Genomic DNA, 16825 nt, shown 5'->3' with positions numbered 1-16825 from the left:
ACCTGAACCGCTGGGCGATGACGCCATATCATGCCATTCAGTGGGAATGGCGCGGGATCTCGGCACCCCGGCAACCTACCAGGAAGTCGAAGTCGCAGCCCTGATCGGCTTGTAGTACATGGTCGATGTACAACTGACGGTAGCCGCCCAGGATCGGTTGTTGCGGTGCCTGCAGATCGGCCATGCGAGCGGCCAGTTCGGCGTCCGTGATGTCCAGGTGCAGACGTCCACTGGCACAGTCGAGTTCGATCCAGTCTCCCTCTTTTACACAGGCCAAGGGCCCACCGGCAGCGGCCTCAGGCGCGACGTGCAGCACCACCGTACCGTATGCCGTGCCGCTCATGCGGGCGTCGGAAATCCGCACCATGTCGGTGACGCCCTGGGCCAGCAGCTTGGCCGGCAAGCCCATGTTGCCCACTTCCGCCATGCCGGGGTAACCCTTGGGACCGCAGTTCTTCATGACCAGGATCGAACTGGCGTCGACCTCCAGTTCCGGGTCGTTGATCCGCGCCTTGTATTGGTCGAAGTTCTCGAACACCACTGCCCGGCCACGGTGTTGCATCAGTTCGGGGGTCGCGGCCGAAGGCTTGAGCACCGCACCGAGAGGCGCCAGGTTGCCACGCAGCACGCAGATACCGCCGTCCGCCCGCAGTGGGTTGGAGAGCGGGCGAATCACTTCGTCCTGGCCGTAGATCGGTGCGTCCTTGGTGTTGTCGCCGATCGACTTGCCATTCACGGTCAGGGCATTGGGATGAGGTATCAGGTTGGCTTCGCCGAGGCGGCGCAGCACCGCCGGCAGGCCGCCGGCATAGTAGAACTCTTCCATCAGGAAGCGCCCGGACGGTTGCAGGTCGACGATGGTCGGCATGCCGCGGCCGATACGGGTCCAGTCATCCAGATCCAGTTCGACGCCGATGCGCCCGGCGATGGCCTTGAGGTGAATCACCGCGTTGGTCGAACCGCCGATGGCGGCGTTGACGCGGATGGCATTTTCGAAGGCCTCCTTGGTGAGAATCTTCGACAGTTTCAAGTCTTCGCGGACCATCTCCACCGCGCGCATGCCGGACATGTGCGCCAGGACATAACGCCGCGCATCGACCGCCGGAATCGCCGCGTTGTGAGGCAGGGAGGTGCCCAGCGCTTCGGCCATGCAGGCCATCGTCGAGGCGGTGCCCATGGTATTGCAGGTGCCCGCCGAGCGCGACATGCCGCCCTCGGCCGCGAGGAAGTCGTCGAGGCTGATGGTGCCCGCCTTGACCTGTTCGCTGAGTTGCCAGACCACGGTGCCCGAGCCGATGTCCTGGCCCTTGTGCTTGCCGTTGAGCATCGGCCCGCCGGTGACGACGATGGCCGGTACGTCGCAACTGGCGGCACCCATCAGCAGTGCCGGTGTGGTCTTGTCGCAGCCGGTCAGCAATACCACGCCATCGATCGGGTTGCCGCGAATGGCTTCCTCGACGTCCATGCTGGCCAGGTTGCGGGTGAGCATGGCGGTCGGGCGCAGGTTCGACTCACCGTTGGAAAACACTGGAAACTCCACGGGAAAGCCACCGGCCTCGATCACTCCACGTTTGACATGCTCGGCAATCTGGCGGAAGTGCGCGTTGCAGGGGGTCAGTTCCGACCAGGTATTGCAGATCCCGATGATGGGCTTGCCATGGAACTGATGGTCGGCGATGCCCTGGTTCTTCATCCAGCTGCGGTACATGAAGCCGTTTTTGTCAGCGGTACCAAACCAGTGGGCGGAGCGCAGGTCGAGTTTTTTATCAGACATGGTCAGCTCTCTTATTCGTAAGACTATATTGTTCTTCCCGAGGGGTAAAATAAGCGCAAAATCTCCTGTTTGGAAGTGTTGTTGAGTAAATAGTAATACTATATAGTCGATTTCAACTGAGGTAGGTCACTGCAATTTTGCGCCGATACCCGCGGTGGCACTCATGCTTGATAGGCAATCAGGAGAAGCTTCATGCGTTTGGTTCAGTTCGAATTGAGCAACGGCGAGCGTCGGGTGGGAGTGGTCGAGGATGGCCAGGTCCGCGAGGTGCAATCGGCACACACGGTGCGTGAGTTGGCCTTGGCCGCCATCGAGGCGGGCGTCGATCTGCGGCGGCAGGTGGAGAGTCTCGGCCTGGGCGTCAGCCATGACTACACCACACTGCTGGCTGAACTGAGGGTGTTGCCGCCACTGGATCACCCCGACCCGGCGCATATGCTGGTCACTGGCACCGGCCTGACCCACCTGGGCAGTGCAGCGGCGCGGGACAAGATGCATCAGCAGGCCGGTGACGAAAGCGCGATGACCGACAGCCTGCGGATCTTCAAATGGGGCGTGGACGGCGGCAAACCCGCCTCCGGTCAGGCCGGCGTACAACCGGAATGGTTCTACAAGGGCGACGGCAGCATCGTCGTGCGCCCGGGCCAGGCCTTTGCCGTGCCAGCGTTTGCCGAAGATGCCGGCGAAGAACCGGAAATCGGCGGGCTGTATGTCATTGGTCATGATGGCAAGCCTTATCGTCTAGGCTTTGCCGTGGGCAACGAGTTCTCCGATCACGTGATGGAGCGCAAGAACTACCTCTACCTGGCCCACTCAAAACTGCGCAATTGCAGTTATGGTCCCGAGTTGCGGGTCGGTGAGTTACCCCAGCACCTGGTGGGCAGCAGTCGCATTTTGCGTGATGGCAAGGTCGTCTGGCAGGGCGAATTCCTCAGTGGCGAAGCCAATATGTGCCACAGCCTGGAAAACCTTGAGTATCACCACTTCAAGTACAGTCAGTTTTTGCGCCCGGGGGATGTGCACATTCATTTCTTCGGCACCGCGACCCTGTCTTTCGCGGACGGCATGCGCACGCAACCGGGCGATGTGTTCGAGATCAGCCAGGCGGACTTCGGTGCGCCCTTGATCAATGGAATTGCCGTGGTCGACGCGGTATTGGTACCCGGAACCGTAGGAATGCTCTAAGAAAGCGACACGTGACTGTAGGAGCAGAGCTTGCTCGCGAAGGGGCCCTCAAGATCGCCAAAAGCTTCGCGAGCCAGCTCTGCTCCTACAGGGATCGTGTTCCGCCAGTGCCCTTGTCCTGGGCATTGGCATCTGAAAACAACAGTCGGCCAGGAGGCTTCATGTCGTGGACCGCAGTGACCGAACATCGTGCGCAATTGGGCGAAGGCCCGTTTTGGGATGCGCCCGAGCAGGCCCTGTATTGGGTCGATATCGCCGGCCGGCAGGCGCTGCGCCTGACGGGTACCGGCCTGCAGACCTGGCAATTGCCGGAGCCGGTGTCGGCGTTCATCCCTTGTGAAAACGGCGATGCGTTGGTGACATTGAGCAGCGGCGTGTATCGGCTGGACCTCAGCAGCGCATCCCAGGCGCCACGTCTGACACTGCTGTGTGTCGCCGATCCGCAACCGGGCAATCGGGCCAACGAGGCCCGCTGTGATGCCCAAGGTCGGCTGTGGCTGGGCACCATGCAGAACAACATCGGTGAGCAGGGCGAAGATATTCCGGTAAGGCACCGTCACGGTGGTCTGTTTCGGATCGATGCCGATGCGCGTGTAACACCTCTGGCGCGTGGCCTGGGGATTCCCAATACCTTGCTGTGGAGTGAGGACGGCACGCAGCTGTATTTTGGCGACAGCCTGGACGGTACGTTGTATCAGTACGTGATCGCCAGCGACGGCCAACTCGAATCGCCGCAGGCGTGGTTCGGGCCACACCCGCGCGGCGTACCGGACGGTTCGGCGATGGACGCCGAAGGCTATATCTGGAATGCCCGTTGGGATGGCGGGTGCCTGCTTCGGCTGGCGCCCAATGGCGAGGTCGACCGGGTGATCGAACTGCCCGTCAGCCGGCCCACCAGTTGCGTGTTCGGTGGTCCGCAACTTCGCACCTTGTACATCACCAGCGCCGCCAGCCCGCTCGATCACCCGTTGGATGGGGCGGTGCTGACCATCGAGGTGGATACCCCGGGGACACGCTGTCATCGATTTGCAGGATAACGTTCACGCATCAGGTTGTACTCGTTCCAACTCGTTCTCATGAAAAGACACAACAAAAACAAGGAGTCACCTTATGAGTCGTCATCGCGGTATTCGTTCTCTGTGCTGCGCCGCTCTGGCGGTATCGGCCTTCGGCTTGAGCAGCTTGTTGCAGGCCGCTGAGCCTGTGAAGATCGGTTTTCTGGTCAAACAGGCGGAAGAGCCCTGGTTCCAGACCGAATGGGCTTTCGCTGAAAAGGCCAGCAAGGACAAGGGTTTTACCCTGATCAAGATCGCCGTGCCGGACGGGGAGAAAACCCTCTCGGCCATCGACAGCCTTGCCGCCAACGGCGCCAAGGGCTTCGTGATCTGCCCGCCGGACGTGTCCCTGGGCCCGGCGATCGTCGCCAAAGCCAAGGCCAACGGTTTGAAAGTGATCGCTGTGGATGATCGCTTTGTCGATGCCAGCGGCAAGTTCATGGAGGACGTGCCCTACCTCGGTATGGCCGCGTATGAAGTGGGCCAGAAGCAGGGTGACGCCATGGCTGCCGAAGCGAAGAAGCGCGGCTGGGACTGGAAGGACACCTACGCGGTGATCAATACCTACAACGAACTCGACACCGGTAAGAAACGTACCGACGGCTCGGTCAAATCCCTTGAGGCCGCCGGCCTGCCGAAAGAGCACATCCTGTTTGCGCCGCTCAAGACCCTCGACGTGCCGGGCAGCATGGACTCTACCAGTTCGGCCCTGGTGAAACTGCCGAGTACGGCGAAAAACCTGATCATTGGCGGCATGAACGACAACACCGTGCTGGGCGGCGTACGCGCCACCGAAAGCGCCGGCTTTGCCGCGGCCAATGTCATCGGTGTCGGGATCAATGGCACCGATGCCATCGGTGAATTGAAAAAGCCCAACAGCGGCTTCTTCGGCTCGATGCTGCCCAGCCCGCACCTTGAGGGCTACAACACTGCAAGCATGATGTTCGACTGGATCACCACCGGCAAGGAACCGCCGAAGTACACCGCGATGGACGAGGTGACGCTGATCACGCGTGACAACTTCAAACAGGAACTGGAAAAGATCGGACTGTGGAAGTGACAGTCGGTTTTGCTCGGCAGCCTTGGCGACGAGGCTGCCCGGTCGGTGTGATGAGGTGGTTATGCACGCGCAATTGAACAGACAACAGCACAGTGTCGGCGCCAGTTTGTGTTTCAACGGGATCGGCAAGACCTTCCCCGGGGTCAAGGCGCTGGACGGTATCAGTTTCACTGCCCGGCCAGGGCAGGTCCATGCCCTGATGGGGGAAAACGGCGCCGGCAAATCGACCCTGCTCAAGATTCTCGGTGGCGCCTACAGCCCCAGCAGTGGCCATTTGCAGATCGGCGAGCAGACGATGCTCTTCAAGTGCGCAGCCGACAGCATTGCCTGCGGCGTGGCGGTCATCCACCAGGAGTTGCACCTGGTACCGGAAATGACCGTGGCGGAGAATCTGTTCCTCGGGCATTTGCCGAGCCGTTTGGGCGTGATCAACCGCAGTGCATTGCGCCAGCATGCATTGGCGTGTCTCAAGGGGCTGGCCGACGAGATCGACCCTGGGCAAAAGCTGGGTCGCCTGTCTCTGGGGCAACGGCAACTGGTGGAAATCGCCAAGGCCTTGTCCCGTGGTGCCCACGTGATTGCCTTCGATGAGCCGACCAGCAGCCTGTCGGCCCGGGAAATCGAGCGTTTGATGGCGATCATCGAGCGCCTGCGGGACGAGGGCAAAGTGGTGCTCTATGTTTCCCATCGCATGGAAGAAGTGTTCCGTATCTGCGATGCGGTGACGGTGTTCAAGGACGGTCGCTACGTGCGTACCTTTGAGGACATGAGCGCCCTGACCCATGATCAGTTGGTCACCTGCATGGTCGGTCGCGACATTCAGGACATTTACAATTACCGCCCTCGGCCACGGGGCCAGGTGGCGCTCAAGGTCGATGGCCTGTTGGGGCCCGGGTTGCGCGAACCGGTGAGTTTCGAGGCCTGCAAGGGCGAGATTCTTGGCCTGTTCGGTCTGGTCGGCGCGGGGCGCACCGAGCTGTTGCGCCTGCTGGGCGGCCTTGAGCGGAGCACCGCCGGAAGCCTGCAACTGTGCGATGAGGCACTGCGCCTGCGCTCGCCACGCGACGCCATCGCCGCCGGTGTCCTGCTGTGCCCCGAAGACCGCAAAAAAGAGGGCATCATGCCGCTCTCCAGCGTTGCCGAGAACATCAACATCAGTGCCCGCAGTGCCCATTCGACCTTTGGCTGGCTGTTGCGTGACGGTTGGGAGAAGGGCAATGCCGAGAAGCAGATCAAGGCGCTGAAAGTCAAAACGCCCAGTCCGGCGCAGAAAATCCTCTACCTGTCGGGCGGCAATCAGCAGAAGGCCATTCTGGGTCGCTGGCTGTCGATGCCGATGAAAGTCCTGCTGCTCGACGAGCCGACGCGTGGCATCGATATCGGTGCAAAGGCCGAGATCTACCAGATCATCCATGACTTGGCCGCCAGCGGGGTTGCGGTGATTGTGGTGTCCAGCGACCTGATGGAAGTGATGGGCATTTCCGACCGCATCCTGGTGCTGTGCGAAGGCGCGATGCGTGGCGAAAAACGCCGCGAAGAGGCCAATGAATCCAACCTGCTGCAACTGGCTTTGCCGCGCCAACGCGCCGACGCCCTGGAGAATTGAGAGGTGAGCATGACAAGCCAAAACAATGCGTTGCCAACGACCCGCAAGCCCCTGGACCTGCGCAGCATTCTGGATAACTGGGCGATGCTGCTGGCAGCGGTGGGGATCTTCGTACTCTGCACCCTGCTGATCGACAACTTCCTGTCGCCATTGAACATGCGCGGCCTCGGCCTGGCGATTTCCACCACCGGTATTGCCGCGTGCACCATGTTGTATTGCCTGGCGTCCGGGCATTTCGACTTGTCGGTGGGCTCGGTGATCGCCTGTGCCGGGGTCGTTGCGGCGGTGGTGATGCGCGACACCGACAGCGTGTTTCTCGGTATCGCTGCAGCGCTGCTAATGGGACTGGTGGTCGGATTGATCAACGGGATCGTGATTGCCAAGCTACGGGTCAACGCGCTGATCACCACGTTGGCGACCATGCAGATCGTGCGGGGCCTGGCCTATATCTTTGCCAACGGTAAGGCGGTTGGCGTGTCCCAGGATCAGTTTTTCGTCTACGGCAATGGCCAGTTGTTCGGTGTGCCGGTGCCGATCCTGATCACCATTGGCTGCTTCCTGTTTTTTGGCTGGCTGCTCAACTACACCACTTACGGCCGCAACACCATGGCCATTGGCGGTAACCAGGAAGCGGCGTTGCTGGCTGGGGTCAATGTCGACCGGACCAAGATCATCATCTTTGCCGTGCACGGGTTGATTGGCGCATTGGCCGGGGTGGTGCTGGCTTCGCGCATGACCTCCGGTCAGCCGATGATCGGCCAGGGTTTCGAACTGACGGTGATTTCCGCCTGCGTGCTCGGTGGGGTTTCGTTGAGCGGTGGGGTCGGCATGATTCGGCACGTGATTGCCGGGGTGCTGATTCTGGCGATCATCGAGAACGCGATGAACCTGAAGAACATCGACACGTTTTACCAGTACGTGATTCGCGGTTCGATCCTGTTGCTGGCTGTGGTGATCGACCGCCTGAAGCAACGCTGATTCCGACGGAGCCGGGGGCTCACTACGCCGCCCCCACGTTCCTCCGCGCCAACCGCGTTCACCGGGCGCCTTGTGTTCCCCATGCCCACCGCGTTCATTGTAGGAGCTGTCGAGCCTTGGCGAGGCTCGACAGCTCCTACAGGTGATGGGTTATCGGTTTCAGTTGGCCGAGAACTTCAGGATGGTCTTCTGGGCATACGTCTGCCCTGGATCCAGCCGCGTTGTCGGGAAACTCGGCTGGTTCGGCGAGTCGGGGTAGTGCTGGGTCTCCAGAGTGAACGCTCCCCAATGCGCATAGGTCTTGCCCGCCTTGCCCTTGACCGTGCCGTCGAGGAAGTTGCTGGTGTAGAACTGTACCCCGGGCTCGCTGGTGTAGAGCTGCAAGCGGCGACCGGACTGCGGGTCGCGCACGTCGGCGGCGAGTTTGCTTACGTCGCCCTTGGCATCCAGAACCCAGTTGTGGTCGAAACCGCCCTGTTTCGGCTCGGCGAATTTGAGCTGCGGGTGGTCGTCCTTGATGTGTTGACCGATGGCGGTCGGCTGCCGGAAGTCAAAAGGTGTTCCCGTCACCGGAGCCAGTTCTCCGGTGGGGATCAAGGTGCTGTTGACGGGGGTGTACTGGCTGGCGTGCAAGGTCGCGAGCTGCTTGAGCACATCACCGTTACCGGCACCGGCGAGATTGAAGTAACTGTGGTTGGTGAGGTTCAACACCGTGGGCTGATCCGTGGAGGCCTTGTACTCGATGCGAAGCTCGTTGTTGTCGTTGAGGCTATAGGTGACCTCGACGTTGAGATTGCCGGGAAAGCCCATTTCCCCCGCCTTCGACAGGTAACTCAACTTCACGCCGACCGAATCCTTGCTTTTGACCGGCTGCGCTTTCCAGACCCGCTTGTCAAAACCCTGGGCACCGCCGTGCAGCGCGTTGGGGCCGTCGTTAAGCGGTACCTGATAACGCTTGCCGTCCAGTTCGAACGCACCTTTGGCCAGGCGGTTACCGTAGCGACCGATGGTGGCGCCGAAGAAGGCGGTGCCGTTCTGGTAGCCCTGGACATCGTCAAAGCCCAGGACCACGTCTTCGAACTTGCCGTTTTTATCGGGCACTTTCAACGATTGCAGGATGCCGCCGTAGGTAATGACCGTGGCCTGCAGACCATGGCTGTTGCGCAGCACATATTGCTCGATGGCGGTTCCATCCTGGGTCTTGCCAAAGGCCTTGTGTTCGCTGGACAGGCTACTCGCCTGGAGGCCTTGACTGGCAATCATCAGGGAAAGACCGAGGCCGTAAAGCGGGTGTCGGGAGTGCAGCATGGTCGAACCTCTATTTATTGTTTGAGTTGAATAGTTCTACTAATTTGCGATATTTTGTCGTTACAGCCTTAGATTTATAGTCTTTTATGTAGGATTTTCAATATAAAATAAGACTAATTGAGCTGGCAGGTAAAATAATTCCTTGATACCCAAGCATCCTCCGAGCTCAACTGCCTGAAGCCAGGTGCCTACCGTGGAGTAACCGTCATATGAGTCATGAAACAGCCGCCGGCCCGCAGGCCGTTTACCCGGATCTGAAAAATAAAACCGTACTGATTTCCGGGGGCGCTTCAGGGATTGGTGAGGCCATGGTGTGTGCTTTTGCACGACAGGGGGCCAAGGTCGCCTTTGTGGATATGGCCAAGAGCCAAGGTGAGCGACTAGTGGCCCGCCTGACGGCCGAGGGACATCGTGTTGAATTCGCTCACTGTGACATCACTGACGAGATCGCCTATAGAGTGGCGATTGAAGGCTTTGCCCAGACACTGGGGCCGGTGACCGTCCTGGTGAACAATGCCGCCAACGATGTACGCCACACCTTGGATGAGGTGGACTCGGCGACCTTCGAGAAGCTGATTTCGGTCAATCTGAAGCATGCCTTTTTCGCCAGTCGGGCGGTGGTGCCGATGATGAAGGCTGCGGGAAAGGGCGCGATCATCAATCTGGGCTCCATCGGCTGGATGATGGCCTCCAGCGGCTACCCGGTTTACGCGGCCAGTAAAGCGGCGACCCATGGCATGACCCGGGGCTTGGCCCGTGAGTTGGGGCCTTGGGGTATCAGGGTCAACACCCTGGTGCCGGGTTGGGTGATGACCGAAAAGCAGCTCGCGCTCTGGGTGGATGATGCCGCCAGGGAACTGATCAGTCGCAGCCAATGCCTGCCCGGTAGCGTGGAGCCGTTCCATATCGCGAACATGGCGCTTTTCCTGGCCTCCGAGGTGTCAGCCATGTGTTCGGCGCAGAACTTCATCGTCGATGGTGGTTGGGTATAAGGCACAAAGCACACAGCCGGTATCGTTGAGCGACGAAACCGGCTGAGCGAAAGCGCGGCACCTTCCACTTCAGGAAAGCGCCTTATCCCTCAGGACTTGAAGCGCCCTACCAAACCATTCAATTCAGCCGAAAGATCCGACAGTCGCCCCGAGTCTTCACGCGCCGAACTCGCCAGACTTTCGACCAGTCGCGCCTCGTCATAGATCTGCTGGATATGCCGGTTGATCTCTTCGGCCACGCTGTGCTGCTCTTCCGCCGCCGCCGAGATCTGCAGGTTCTGGTCGCGGATTTCGTTGACCGACAACTGGATGCCTTCGAAGCTGTCCCGAGCGTTCTCGATGGAGGAAACGCTGGCCCGCGAGAGGTCCAGGCAGCTTTCCATTTTCTGCGAAACCTCCTGGGTCTTGCTGCCCAGGGTATTGAGCAACTGGTCGATTTCGCCAGTGGAGTCCGAGGTGCGCTTGGCCAGCGCCCGCACTTCATCGGCCACCACGGCAAAGCCACGGCCCTGATCGCCCGCACGCGCGGCTTCGATCGCCGCGTTCAGTGCCAGCAGGTTGGTCTGCTCGGCGATGGCGCGGATGGTGCCGAGGATCTGGTTGATGCTGCGACTGCCCTCCTCCAGCTCGACCATGGCCTGGGACGACTCGGTCAGGCGACTGCCGAGGCGATTGACGTTCTCGGTGGTCAGCTCGATCTGCTGCTTGCCCTCGGCCACTCGGCGATGCCCGCTCTCGGCGGAGCTGGCCGCCGTGCTGCACGAGCGGGCGACTTCGTTGGCGGTGGCGACCATTTCATTGAATGCCGTGGATACCAGTTCCACCGCCTCACGCTGGCGCCCAGCCGCCTCGTTCATGTTGCCGGCCACTTCGCTGTTGGTCCGCGAAGCATCCTGCAGGTTGGTCGAAGCCGCGCCGATGTGCTGGATCAACTGGCGAATGGCGGCCAGGAACTTGTTGAACCAGCCAGCAAGCTCAGCGGTTTCATCCTTGCCCTGCACATCGAGATCGCGACGCAGATCGCCCTCACCCTCGGCAATCGACTGCAATCCGGTGCTGACCTGGCCGATCGGCTTGACGATCACCTTGGCGAACGCTGCGGCGAGCAAGGCGAAAAGCAAGGCCAGCACCACCACGATGCATGCCGTCAGGTAGGTCATGCGGGTAGCACCAGCCATGACTTCGTCGTACTTGATCAGGCCGATATAGCGCCAGCCAAGGCCCGGCGAAGTCCAGATATTGGCCATGTACCTGACCCCATCGATCTGCACTTCGGTGAAGCCCTGGCCGGTAGCGGCCAGCTTGGCATAGGGCTCACCCAAATCCTTGAGCTGCTTGAAACCGTGTGCGGCATCACGGGGGTCGACCAGGACCGTACCGTCTTCGACCAGCATCACGTAGCCGCTCTCGCCAAGCTTGATGCTCTTGACCAGTTCAGTGAGGTTTTTCAGCGAAACACTGACGACAAATACTCCCTTGGGTTTGCCGGAGGCATCGAGCATCGCCCTGGCACTCCCGACCAACGCCACCGCATCCTTGTCGTAGTAGTAAGCGGGAGTCCGCACCGACTTGCCGGGGCTGGCCATGGCCGCCTTGTACCAGGGACGCACACGCGGATCGTAGTTAGCCAGTTGCGGATCATCCGGCCATTTGGCATAGGTGCCATCTTCCAGCCCGATGGACAGGATCGCCGCCGCCGGGTGCGTCGCGCCATAACGCGCAAAGGCATCGATGACCTGTTTCGCTGCCGGCGGCAACGGCCGGCTGGCGGCGTCGGCGGTTTCGTAGTGTTTGAGGCTGTCAACCGAGGTGTATACAGGATCAGTAGCCATCTGATCGACGTTCTGCTGCGTGCCGTCGAAAAACTGCCGGATATTACCGTCGATCTGGCGTATTTCACGGGTGCTGCCATCGATGAACTGATCGGACGCCTCGGTCCGGATATTCACCACGGATATCACGGCGACCAGGCTCACCGGGATGAAGGCCACCAGCACAAAGGCCAAGACGAGCTTGTTTTTGATTTTCATTGCGATGGTCACCATCCGGGGGAGTGAGATGCAAAAGAGCTGAGCCAGGGGGGGGGTTATGGCTCGTTGCTATTAAGCCTGTTTCGGCGGGGTAGTCAAAATCTTTATCGCTTTAATCGTGCACAATAAAATCAGAAATTGTCCCGATTTTTTGAGCAGGTCATCCATCTCCCATCAGTCCGGTCGGCCGCCCATTCTGGATACAGGCGGCCGTCCTCAGGCATCAGGCCTTTTTCGTCTTCGGCAGCAAGACCGCCAACACACCGAACAGCGGCAGGAACGAGCACAGCGTATACACGTACTCGATACCCTGAATGTCCGCCAGATGCCCCAGCAATGCCGCGCCAATCCCACCGAAACCGAACATCAGGCCGAAGAACACCCCGGCGATCATGCCGACATTACCCGGCACCAACTCCTGGGCAAACACCACAATTGCCGAGAACGCCGAAGCCAGGATAAAACCGATCACGACGCTGAGGACGGTGGTCCAGAACAGATCGACATAAGGCAGCGCCAGGGTGAATGGCGCCACACCGAGGATCGAAAACCAGATCACCGCCTTGCGTCCGATCTTGTCGCCGATGGGGCCGCCGGCAAAGGTTCCCGCCGCCACCGCACCAAGAAACAGGAACAGGTGCAGTTGCGAACTGGCCACCGACAACTGGAATTTCTCGATCAGATAGAACGTGAAATAGCTGGTGAAACTGGCCATGTAGAAGTACTTGGAGAACACCAGCAGGCCAAGCACCACCAAGGCACTCAACACTCGCCCTTTGGACAGTCCATGAGTAGCCTTTTGGCCCTGCTTGAGCTTGAACAGGTTCAGGTGAGCGCGGTACCAGCGGCTGATGCCGTAAAGCACGCCCAAGGCAAACAGGGCTAACAAGCCGAACCAGGCGACGTGGCCCTGGCCGAACGGAATGATGATCGCCGCCGCCAGCAACGGGCCGAAGGCCGAACCGGCGTTACCGCCTACCTGAAAGGACGACTGTGCCAGCCCGTAGCGCCCGCCCGAGGCCAGCCGCGCCACACGCGAAGCTTCCGGGTGAAAGGTCGACGAGCCTACGCCGATCAGCGCCGAGGCCAGCAGAATCAAGGGGAAGCTGCCAACCTGGGACAGCATGAGGATACCGATCAGCGTACAGATCATCCCCGCCGGCAGCAGCAACGGTTTGGGATGCCGGTCGGTGTAGAAGCCGACCCACGGCTGCAGCAGCGATGCGGTCACCTGGAATGTCAGGGTAATCAGCCCGACCTGGGTAAAGGTCAGTCCGTAGTTGGCCTTGAGCATCGGATAAATCGACGGCAGGACCGACTGGATCAGGTCGTTGATCAGGTGAGCCAGCGCCACGGCGCCGATGATACGCATCACCAAAGGGCTGGCTTGCGCAGGCGCCGACGCCAGGGTCGGGCCGGAAGAGGTTTCAGTGAGTGCCATGAGGTATTCCGGGATGCGGATGGATGCACAGTTGCAGGTGCGTCAATGTGCCATTTTTTAGTGCAACAAGACCAGATACTTGTTGAGCTAACGATCAGTCCCATCCGACGAATGATCATTGATAGCTCTTTGCTACTGGTCTGAATCTTGCGTACCTTGATTCCTACAGCGCGTCTCCTTACAAAGGGCCGCGAGAATGGGAAGATTCGCTACAGCGGCCGGTGATAACGCCCTCACTGGCGAGCTTTCCGAGGTCTTTAACGACGGCATCCATCATGACCTACCCGTCATGACTGCACTTGAATGGTGCTGGATGCCTAGAGGAGTGGTCGGTAATGCACGCTTTTTTATCACCCGGAATGCGACTGCTCGGACGATTCGGTTTTGCCCGCAAATTTCAGGTGCTGTTCCTGCTGTTTATCGTCCCGCTGATGGCTAGCCTGTATATGATCGGCCAGGATTACCGGGGCAAACTGGCGCTGATCGGCGAGGAACGGGCCGGCGTCCGCCAGTTGCTGGCCCTGGACACCCTCGACAACCTGCTCTCCGCCCAGCGCGACCGGGCCGCCCGCTGGAAAGCCACGGAAACCAATCGCCAGCCGACCCCCGCCACCATCGCTGCCATGGCCCTGCTGGACAAGGCCCAGCCGGACATCAACCAGGCCCTCGAACAATTGGGCCAGACGCTGCAACACGAAGGTGCCGACGCCGAAACCCTGAAGCGTTACCAGGCCCTGCAAGCCACCCTCTCCGGCCTCGACTCGGCCAGCTTGAGCAAGGTCGGCTGGTGGCCCGACGGCTATGATCGTTTCACCGCCGCGCTGAGCGCCCTGCAAAGCCTGCGGGAGCAGATCGCCATGGACAGCCGGCTGATCCTGGCTTCCTGGATGGAAACCTACCTGCTGACCCAGATATCCACTCAACACGCTCCGGACCTGATCGAACGGGTCGGTCGCCTGGCCAGCGTCGGTCAGGCTTCGGTGGTCTCCGGCCAGTTCAGCCTGCAAAGCCGCCTGCAACTCAAGGACCTGCGCAGCCGCATTGGCGACGCCCGCGACCAACTGATCAAAACCGGCGCCCAATTGGAGACCCGCCTGCCGCCCGCACAGCAGGACTGGGCAGGACGCTACCAGGAAAGCCTCAAACATCTGGATGAAGGCCTCAAGTCCCTGGACGACGGCATGTTCGGCGGTAGCATCACGTTCAAGCCCGAAGGTTTCGAACAGACCCTCGACACCCTGCTCGATCAATTGGCCAACCTGCGCCAGGCCTCTCTGAACACCCTCGACAGCCGCCTGGACTACTACCACGGCTCGGCCATTCGCCAGTTCAGCCTGGTGGCGGCGATCTTCGGCTGCCTGCTGCTGGCCGCCCTGTACCTGTTCATCTGCCTGCAGGCCTCGATCCGGCGCAGCGCCAGCGGCATAACCCTGCTGGCCGAATCGCTGCGTGACGGCAACCTGTGCCTGCAAGTGCCGGTGGAAGGCCGCGACGAGTTGGCCATCATCAGCACCGCACTGAACGTCGCAGTGGTGCAACTGCGTACCAGCCTGCAAGGCGTCGATCACGAAACCCTGCAACTGAGCGACGCCGTGCGTGCGCTCAACAGCCATTCCAGCGGCGCACTCAACGAGGTCGAGGCACAGCAGCAACAGATCAGCCAGATCGCGGCAGCGGCCACGCAACTGGCGGCCACGTCCCAAGGTGTCGCCCAGAGTTGCGAACAGGCTTCCGGCAGCGCCCAGAACACCCGGCGCATTGCCTCGGACAGCAGTCGCGACAGCCAGCGCACCACCGCCAGCATCCAGCAACTCAACCAGCGCCTGAACGAAACCGCCACGGCGTTGGGCCGGGTCAGCGAACAGGGCCAGCAGATCCAGTTGGTGGTCGATACCATCCGCGGCGTGGCCGAACAGACCAACCTGCTCGCCCTCAACGCCGCCATCGAAGCGGCGCGGGCAGGAGAACAGGGACGCGGCTTTGCAGTGGTGGCGGACGAAGTACGCAGCCTGTCGCAACGGACCCAGAGTTCCACCGCGCAGATCGCCAGCACCGTCGACAGCCTGCGCACTACCGTGAGCCAAGCGGTGACGCTGATGGAAGCGGCCTGCGTCCAGGCGCAAACTGACGCCGAATCGGTGACCGGTTTGGGCCAGCGTCTGGTGGAAATCGCCAGCGCGGTGCAGAGCGTCACCGACACCCTGGCACAGATCGCCACGGCGGTGGATGAGCAAGCCAGCACCGCAGACGAGGTCAGCGGCAATATCCAGCAGGTCGATCAGGCCGCGGTACGCTTGCTCGAAGGCGCGCGTGCGGTGAACCGCGCGGCGGACACCCTGAGCGAAGGCAGCAAGGCCCTGAGCGACAATACCGGACGCTTCCGCCTGAACTGAGACGAACAACGCTCACGGTTTTCGCGGTTGGGCGTTAAGTTTTTGATAGCGTAGAGAAAATTTTCAGATATTTGCTTGACACATCATCGCTCTCAGCGAATAATGCGCGCCACTTGGCTACATAGCTCAGTTGGTTAGAGCATAGCATTCATAATGCTGGGGTCCGGGGTTCAAGTCCCTGTGTAGCCACCAAGTACCGATGCATAGATGTCTACAGCAGTCTATGAATCACCTCAAGAAGCCCGCCTAGTGCGGGCTTTCTTGTTTCTGGCTGTATCTTCTTGTATCCCCCATACCTAGCCTGCATGTATCCTTTTGAAATAATTGAGCTGAGGGATACAAGCCGTGAAAAGATCCAAAACCAAGCGCCGCCCCTCTCCGACACGGCCCAGCGCCGGGCTTTTCGTATCTGCCCTAACCCAGTCGCCTCATCGATAATTCCATCTTACCCATAAGGTCTCTCTGCTCTCTCAGCGAGAGCACCAACCTGGCTATGGATCTGCTGGTAGAAAGCTCGGACAAAGGCATGTTTGCTACATACAGCTCGATATCGCCTGATGCGGGATTGATGAGCTTCACCGAGAAGCTGTCATTCGCACCGATGAGACATTCGCACCTCGAGGGTAAAAACGCTGTTTCAAGAACTCGCTGGATATCTGGTTTTGAATGCATCGTGCGTCCTCCGCTGCCCAATAGTTTAAACAAGAATAGACAGCCCTACGCCGATTGGTTGCAGATCCATGCCCGTCCTGGCGCCGTTTTTTTCGTTCCAAGCCTGCGGCATCGGCGTGGTTCCGCTCAGAGACAAGTTCCAGGCAACACTCAATTACCCCCAACGTAACTGAATCAGCACCACCCGTCCTCCCATGAAGTCCTGCCCGTCCTCGATGCCATAGGGCACGAATCCCAACGTCGGATAGAACAACAGCCCCGCCAGGTTCTGGTTGAAACAGGACAGGCACATCGGCAATCCGGATCATCCAGGGGTAAAGCGCCCCCCTTT

General features: G+C 60.2%; 13 protein-coding genes, 1 tRNA gene and 1 pseudogene. 8 read left to right on the top strand and 7 right to left on the bottom strand.

Features of this window, described 5'->3' with window-relative positions; translation table 11 throughout:
- Positions 1 to 37 precede the first annotated feature (37 nt).
- Positions 38 to 1774, bottom strand: a complete 1737-nt coding sequence (locus BLU37_RS11710; RefSeq protein ID WP_029530537.1) for an IlvD/Edd family dehydratase — start codon at positions 1772 to 1774, stop codon at positions 38 to 40.
- A gap of 192 nt (positions 1775 to 1966) precedes the next feature.
- On the opposite strand from BLU37_RS11710, the gene araD1 reads away from it, so the two are divergent.
- The 5 genes from araD1 (at position 1967) to araH (ending at position 7658) form a co-directional block, all read left to right on the top strand.
- Positions 1967 to 2959: an AraD1 family protein gene (gene araD1 / locus BLU37_RS11705; RefSeq protein WP_090204963.1), complete on the top strand. Its 993-nt coding sequence runs from the start codon at positions 1967 to 1969 to the stop codon at positions 2957 to 2959.
- 161 nt (positions 2960 to 3120) lie between these two features.
- The gene (locus BLU37_RS11700; protein ID WP_090204960.1) at positions 3121 to 3996 is read left to right on the top strand and encodes an SMP-30/gluconolactonase/LRE family protein; all 876 of its coding nucleotides are present in this window, start codon (positions 3121 to 3123) and stop codon (positions 3994 to 3996) included.
- A 73-nt stretch (positions 3997 to 4069) separates the two neighbouring features.
- Entirely contained in the window at positions 4070 to 5074 is a 1005-nt protein-coding gene (locus BLU37_RS11695; RefSeq protein ID WP_090204958.1) for a substrate-binding domain-containing protein, read from the top strand.
- A gap of 61 nt (positions 5075 to 5135) precedes the next feature.
- The gene (gene araG, locus BLU37_RS11690) at positions 5136 to 6680 is read left to right on the top strand and encodes an L-arabinose ABC transporter ATP-binding protein AraG (protein WP_090204955.1); all 1545 of its coding nucleotides are present in this window, start codon (positions 5136 to 5138) and stop codon (positions 6678 to 6680) included.
- A 9-nt stretch (positions 6681 to 6689) separates the two neighbouring features.
- Positions 6690 to 7658 carry an L-arabinose ABC transporter permease AraH gene (gene araH / locus BLU37_RS11685; RefSeq protein ID WP_010445340.1) on the top strand — a complete coding sequence of 323 codons (969 nt, stop codon included), beginning with the start codon at positions 6690 to 6692 and terminating at the stop codon, positions 7656 to 7658.
- 159 nt (positions 7659 to 7817) lie between these two features.
- Here araH and BLU37_RS11680 read toward each other — a convergent pair whose 3' ends face one another.
- Positions 7818 to 8966 (bottom strand): aldose epimerase family protein, encoded by a 1149-nt coding sequence (locus BLU37_RS11680; RefSeq protein WP_090204952.1) that lies wholly within the window; start codon positions 8964 to 8966, stop codon positions 7818 to 7820.
- Positions 8967 to 9175: 209 nt separating this feature from the next.
- Here BLU37_RS11680 and BLU37_RS11675 point away from each other — a divergent pair, with 209 nt between their 5' ends.
- Positions 9176 to 9958 carry an SDR family NAD(P)-dependent oxidoreductase gene (locus tag BLU37_RS11675; protein WP_010445338.1) on the top strand — a complete coding sequence of 261 codons (783 nt, stop codon included), beginning with the start codon at positions 9176 to 9178 and terminating at the stop codon, positions 9956 to 9958.
- A gap of 89 nt (positions 9959 to 10047) precedes the next feature.
- Here the strand turns inward: BLU37_RS11675 and BLU37_RS29915 are convergent, their stop codons facing one another.
- The 3 genes and pseudogenes from BLU37_RS29915 to BLU37_RS11665 all read right to left on the bottom strand — a co-directional run bounded on the left by BLU37_RS29915 (position 10048) and on the right by BLU37_RS11665 (position 13429).
- A complete protein-coding gene (locus BLU37_RS29915) occupies positions 10048 to 10815 on the bottom strand; it encodes a methyl-accepting chemotaxis protein (protein WP_408003676.1) in 768 nt (255 codons plus the stop codon).
- 87 nt (positions 10816 to 10902) lie between these two features.
- Positions 10903 to 11988: pseudogene (locus tag BLU37_RS29910) on the bottom strand (cache domain-containing protein); the annotation flags it as partial.
- Between the two features lie 223 nt (positions 11989 to 12211).
- Positions 12212 to 13429: an MFS transporter gene (locus tag BLU37_RS11665; protein ID WP_090204946.1), complete on the bottom strand. Its 1218-nt coding sequence runs from the start codon at positions 13427 to 13429 to the stop codon at positions 12212 to 12214.
- Positions 13430 to 13764: 335 nt separating this feature from the next.
- Between BLU37_RS11665 and BLU37_RS11660 the strand changes: the two genes are divergently transcribed.
- Together BLU37_RS11660 and BLU37_RS11655 are read left to right on the top strand one after the other, a co-directional pair.
- Entirely contained in the window at positions 13765 to 15822 is a 2058-nt protein-coding gene (locus tag BLU37_RS11660) for a methyl-accepting chemotaxis protein (RefSeq protein WP_081354340.1), read from the top strand.
- Positions 15823 to 15937: 115 nt separating this feature from the next.
- Positions 15938 to 16014 (top strand) — tRNA-Met (locus BLU37_RS11655).
- Between the two features lie 222 nt (positions 16015 to 16236).
- On the opposite strand, the gene BLU37_RS11650 is transcribed toward BLU37_RS11655, so the two are convergent.
- The gene (locus BLU37_RS11650) at positions 16237 to 16494 is read right to left on the bottom strand and encodes a DUF1652 domain-containing protein (RefSeq protein ID WP_090204944.1); all 258 of its coding nucleotides are present in this window, start codon (positions 16492 to 16494) and stop codon (positions 16237 to 16239) included.
- 154 nt (positions 16495 to 16648) lie between these two features.
- The gene (locus BLU37_RS11645; protein WP_232000497.1) at positions 16649 to 16786 is read right to left on the bottom strand and encodes a GNAT family acetyltransferase; all 138 of its coding nucleotides are present in this window, start codon (positions 16784 to 16786) and stop codon (positions 16649 to 16651) included.
- Positions 16787 to 16825: the final 39 nt, after the last annotated feature.

Origin of the sequence: Pseudomonas asplenii, assembly GCF_900105475.1 — a bacterium.
Taxonomy (GTDB): Bacteria; Pseudomonadota; Gammaproteobacteria; order Pseudomonadales; family Pseudomonadaceae; genus Aquipseudomonas; species Aquipseudomonas asplenii.
This window is presented reverse-complemented; position numbering and strand designations above follow the sequence as displayed.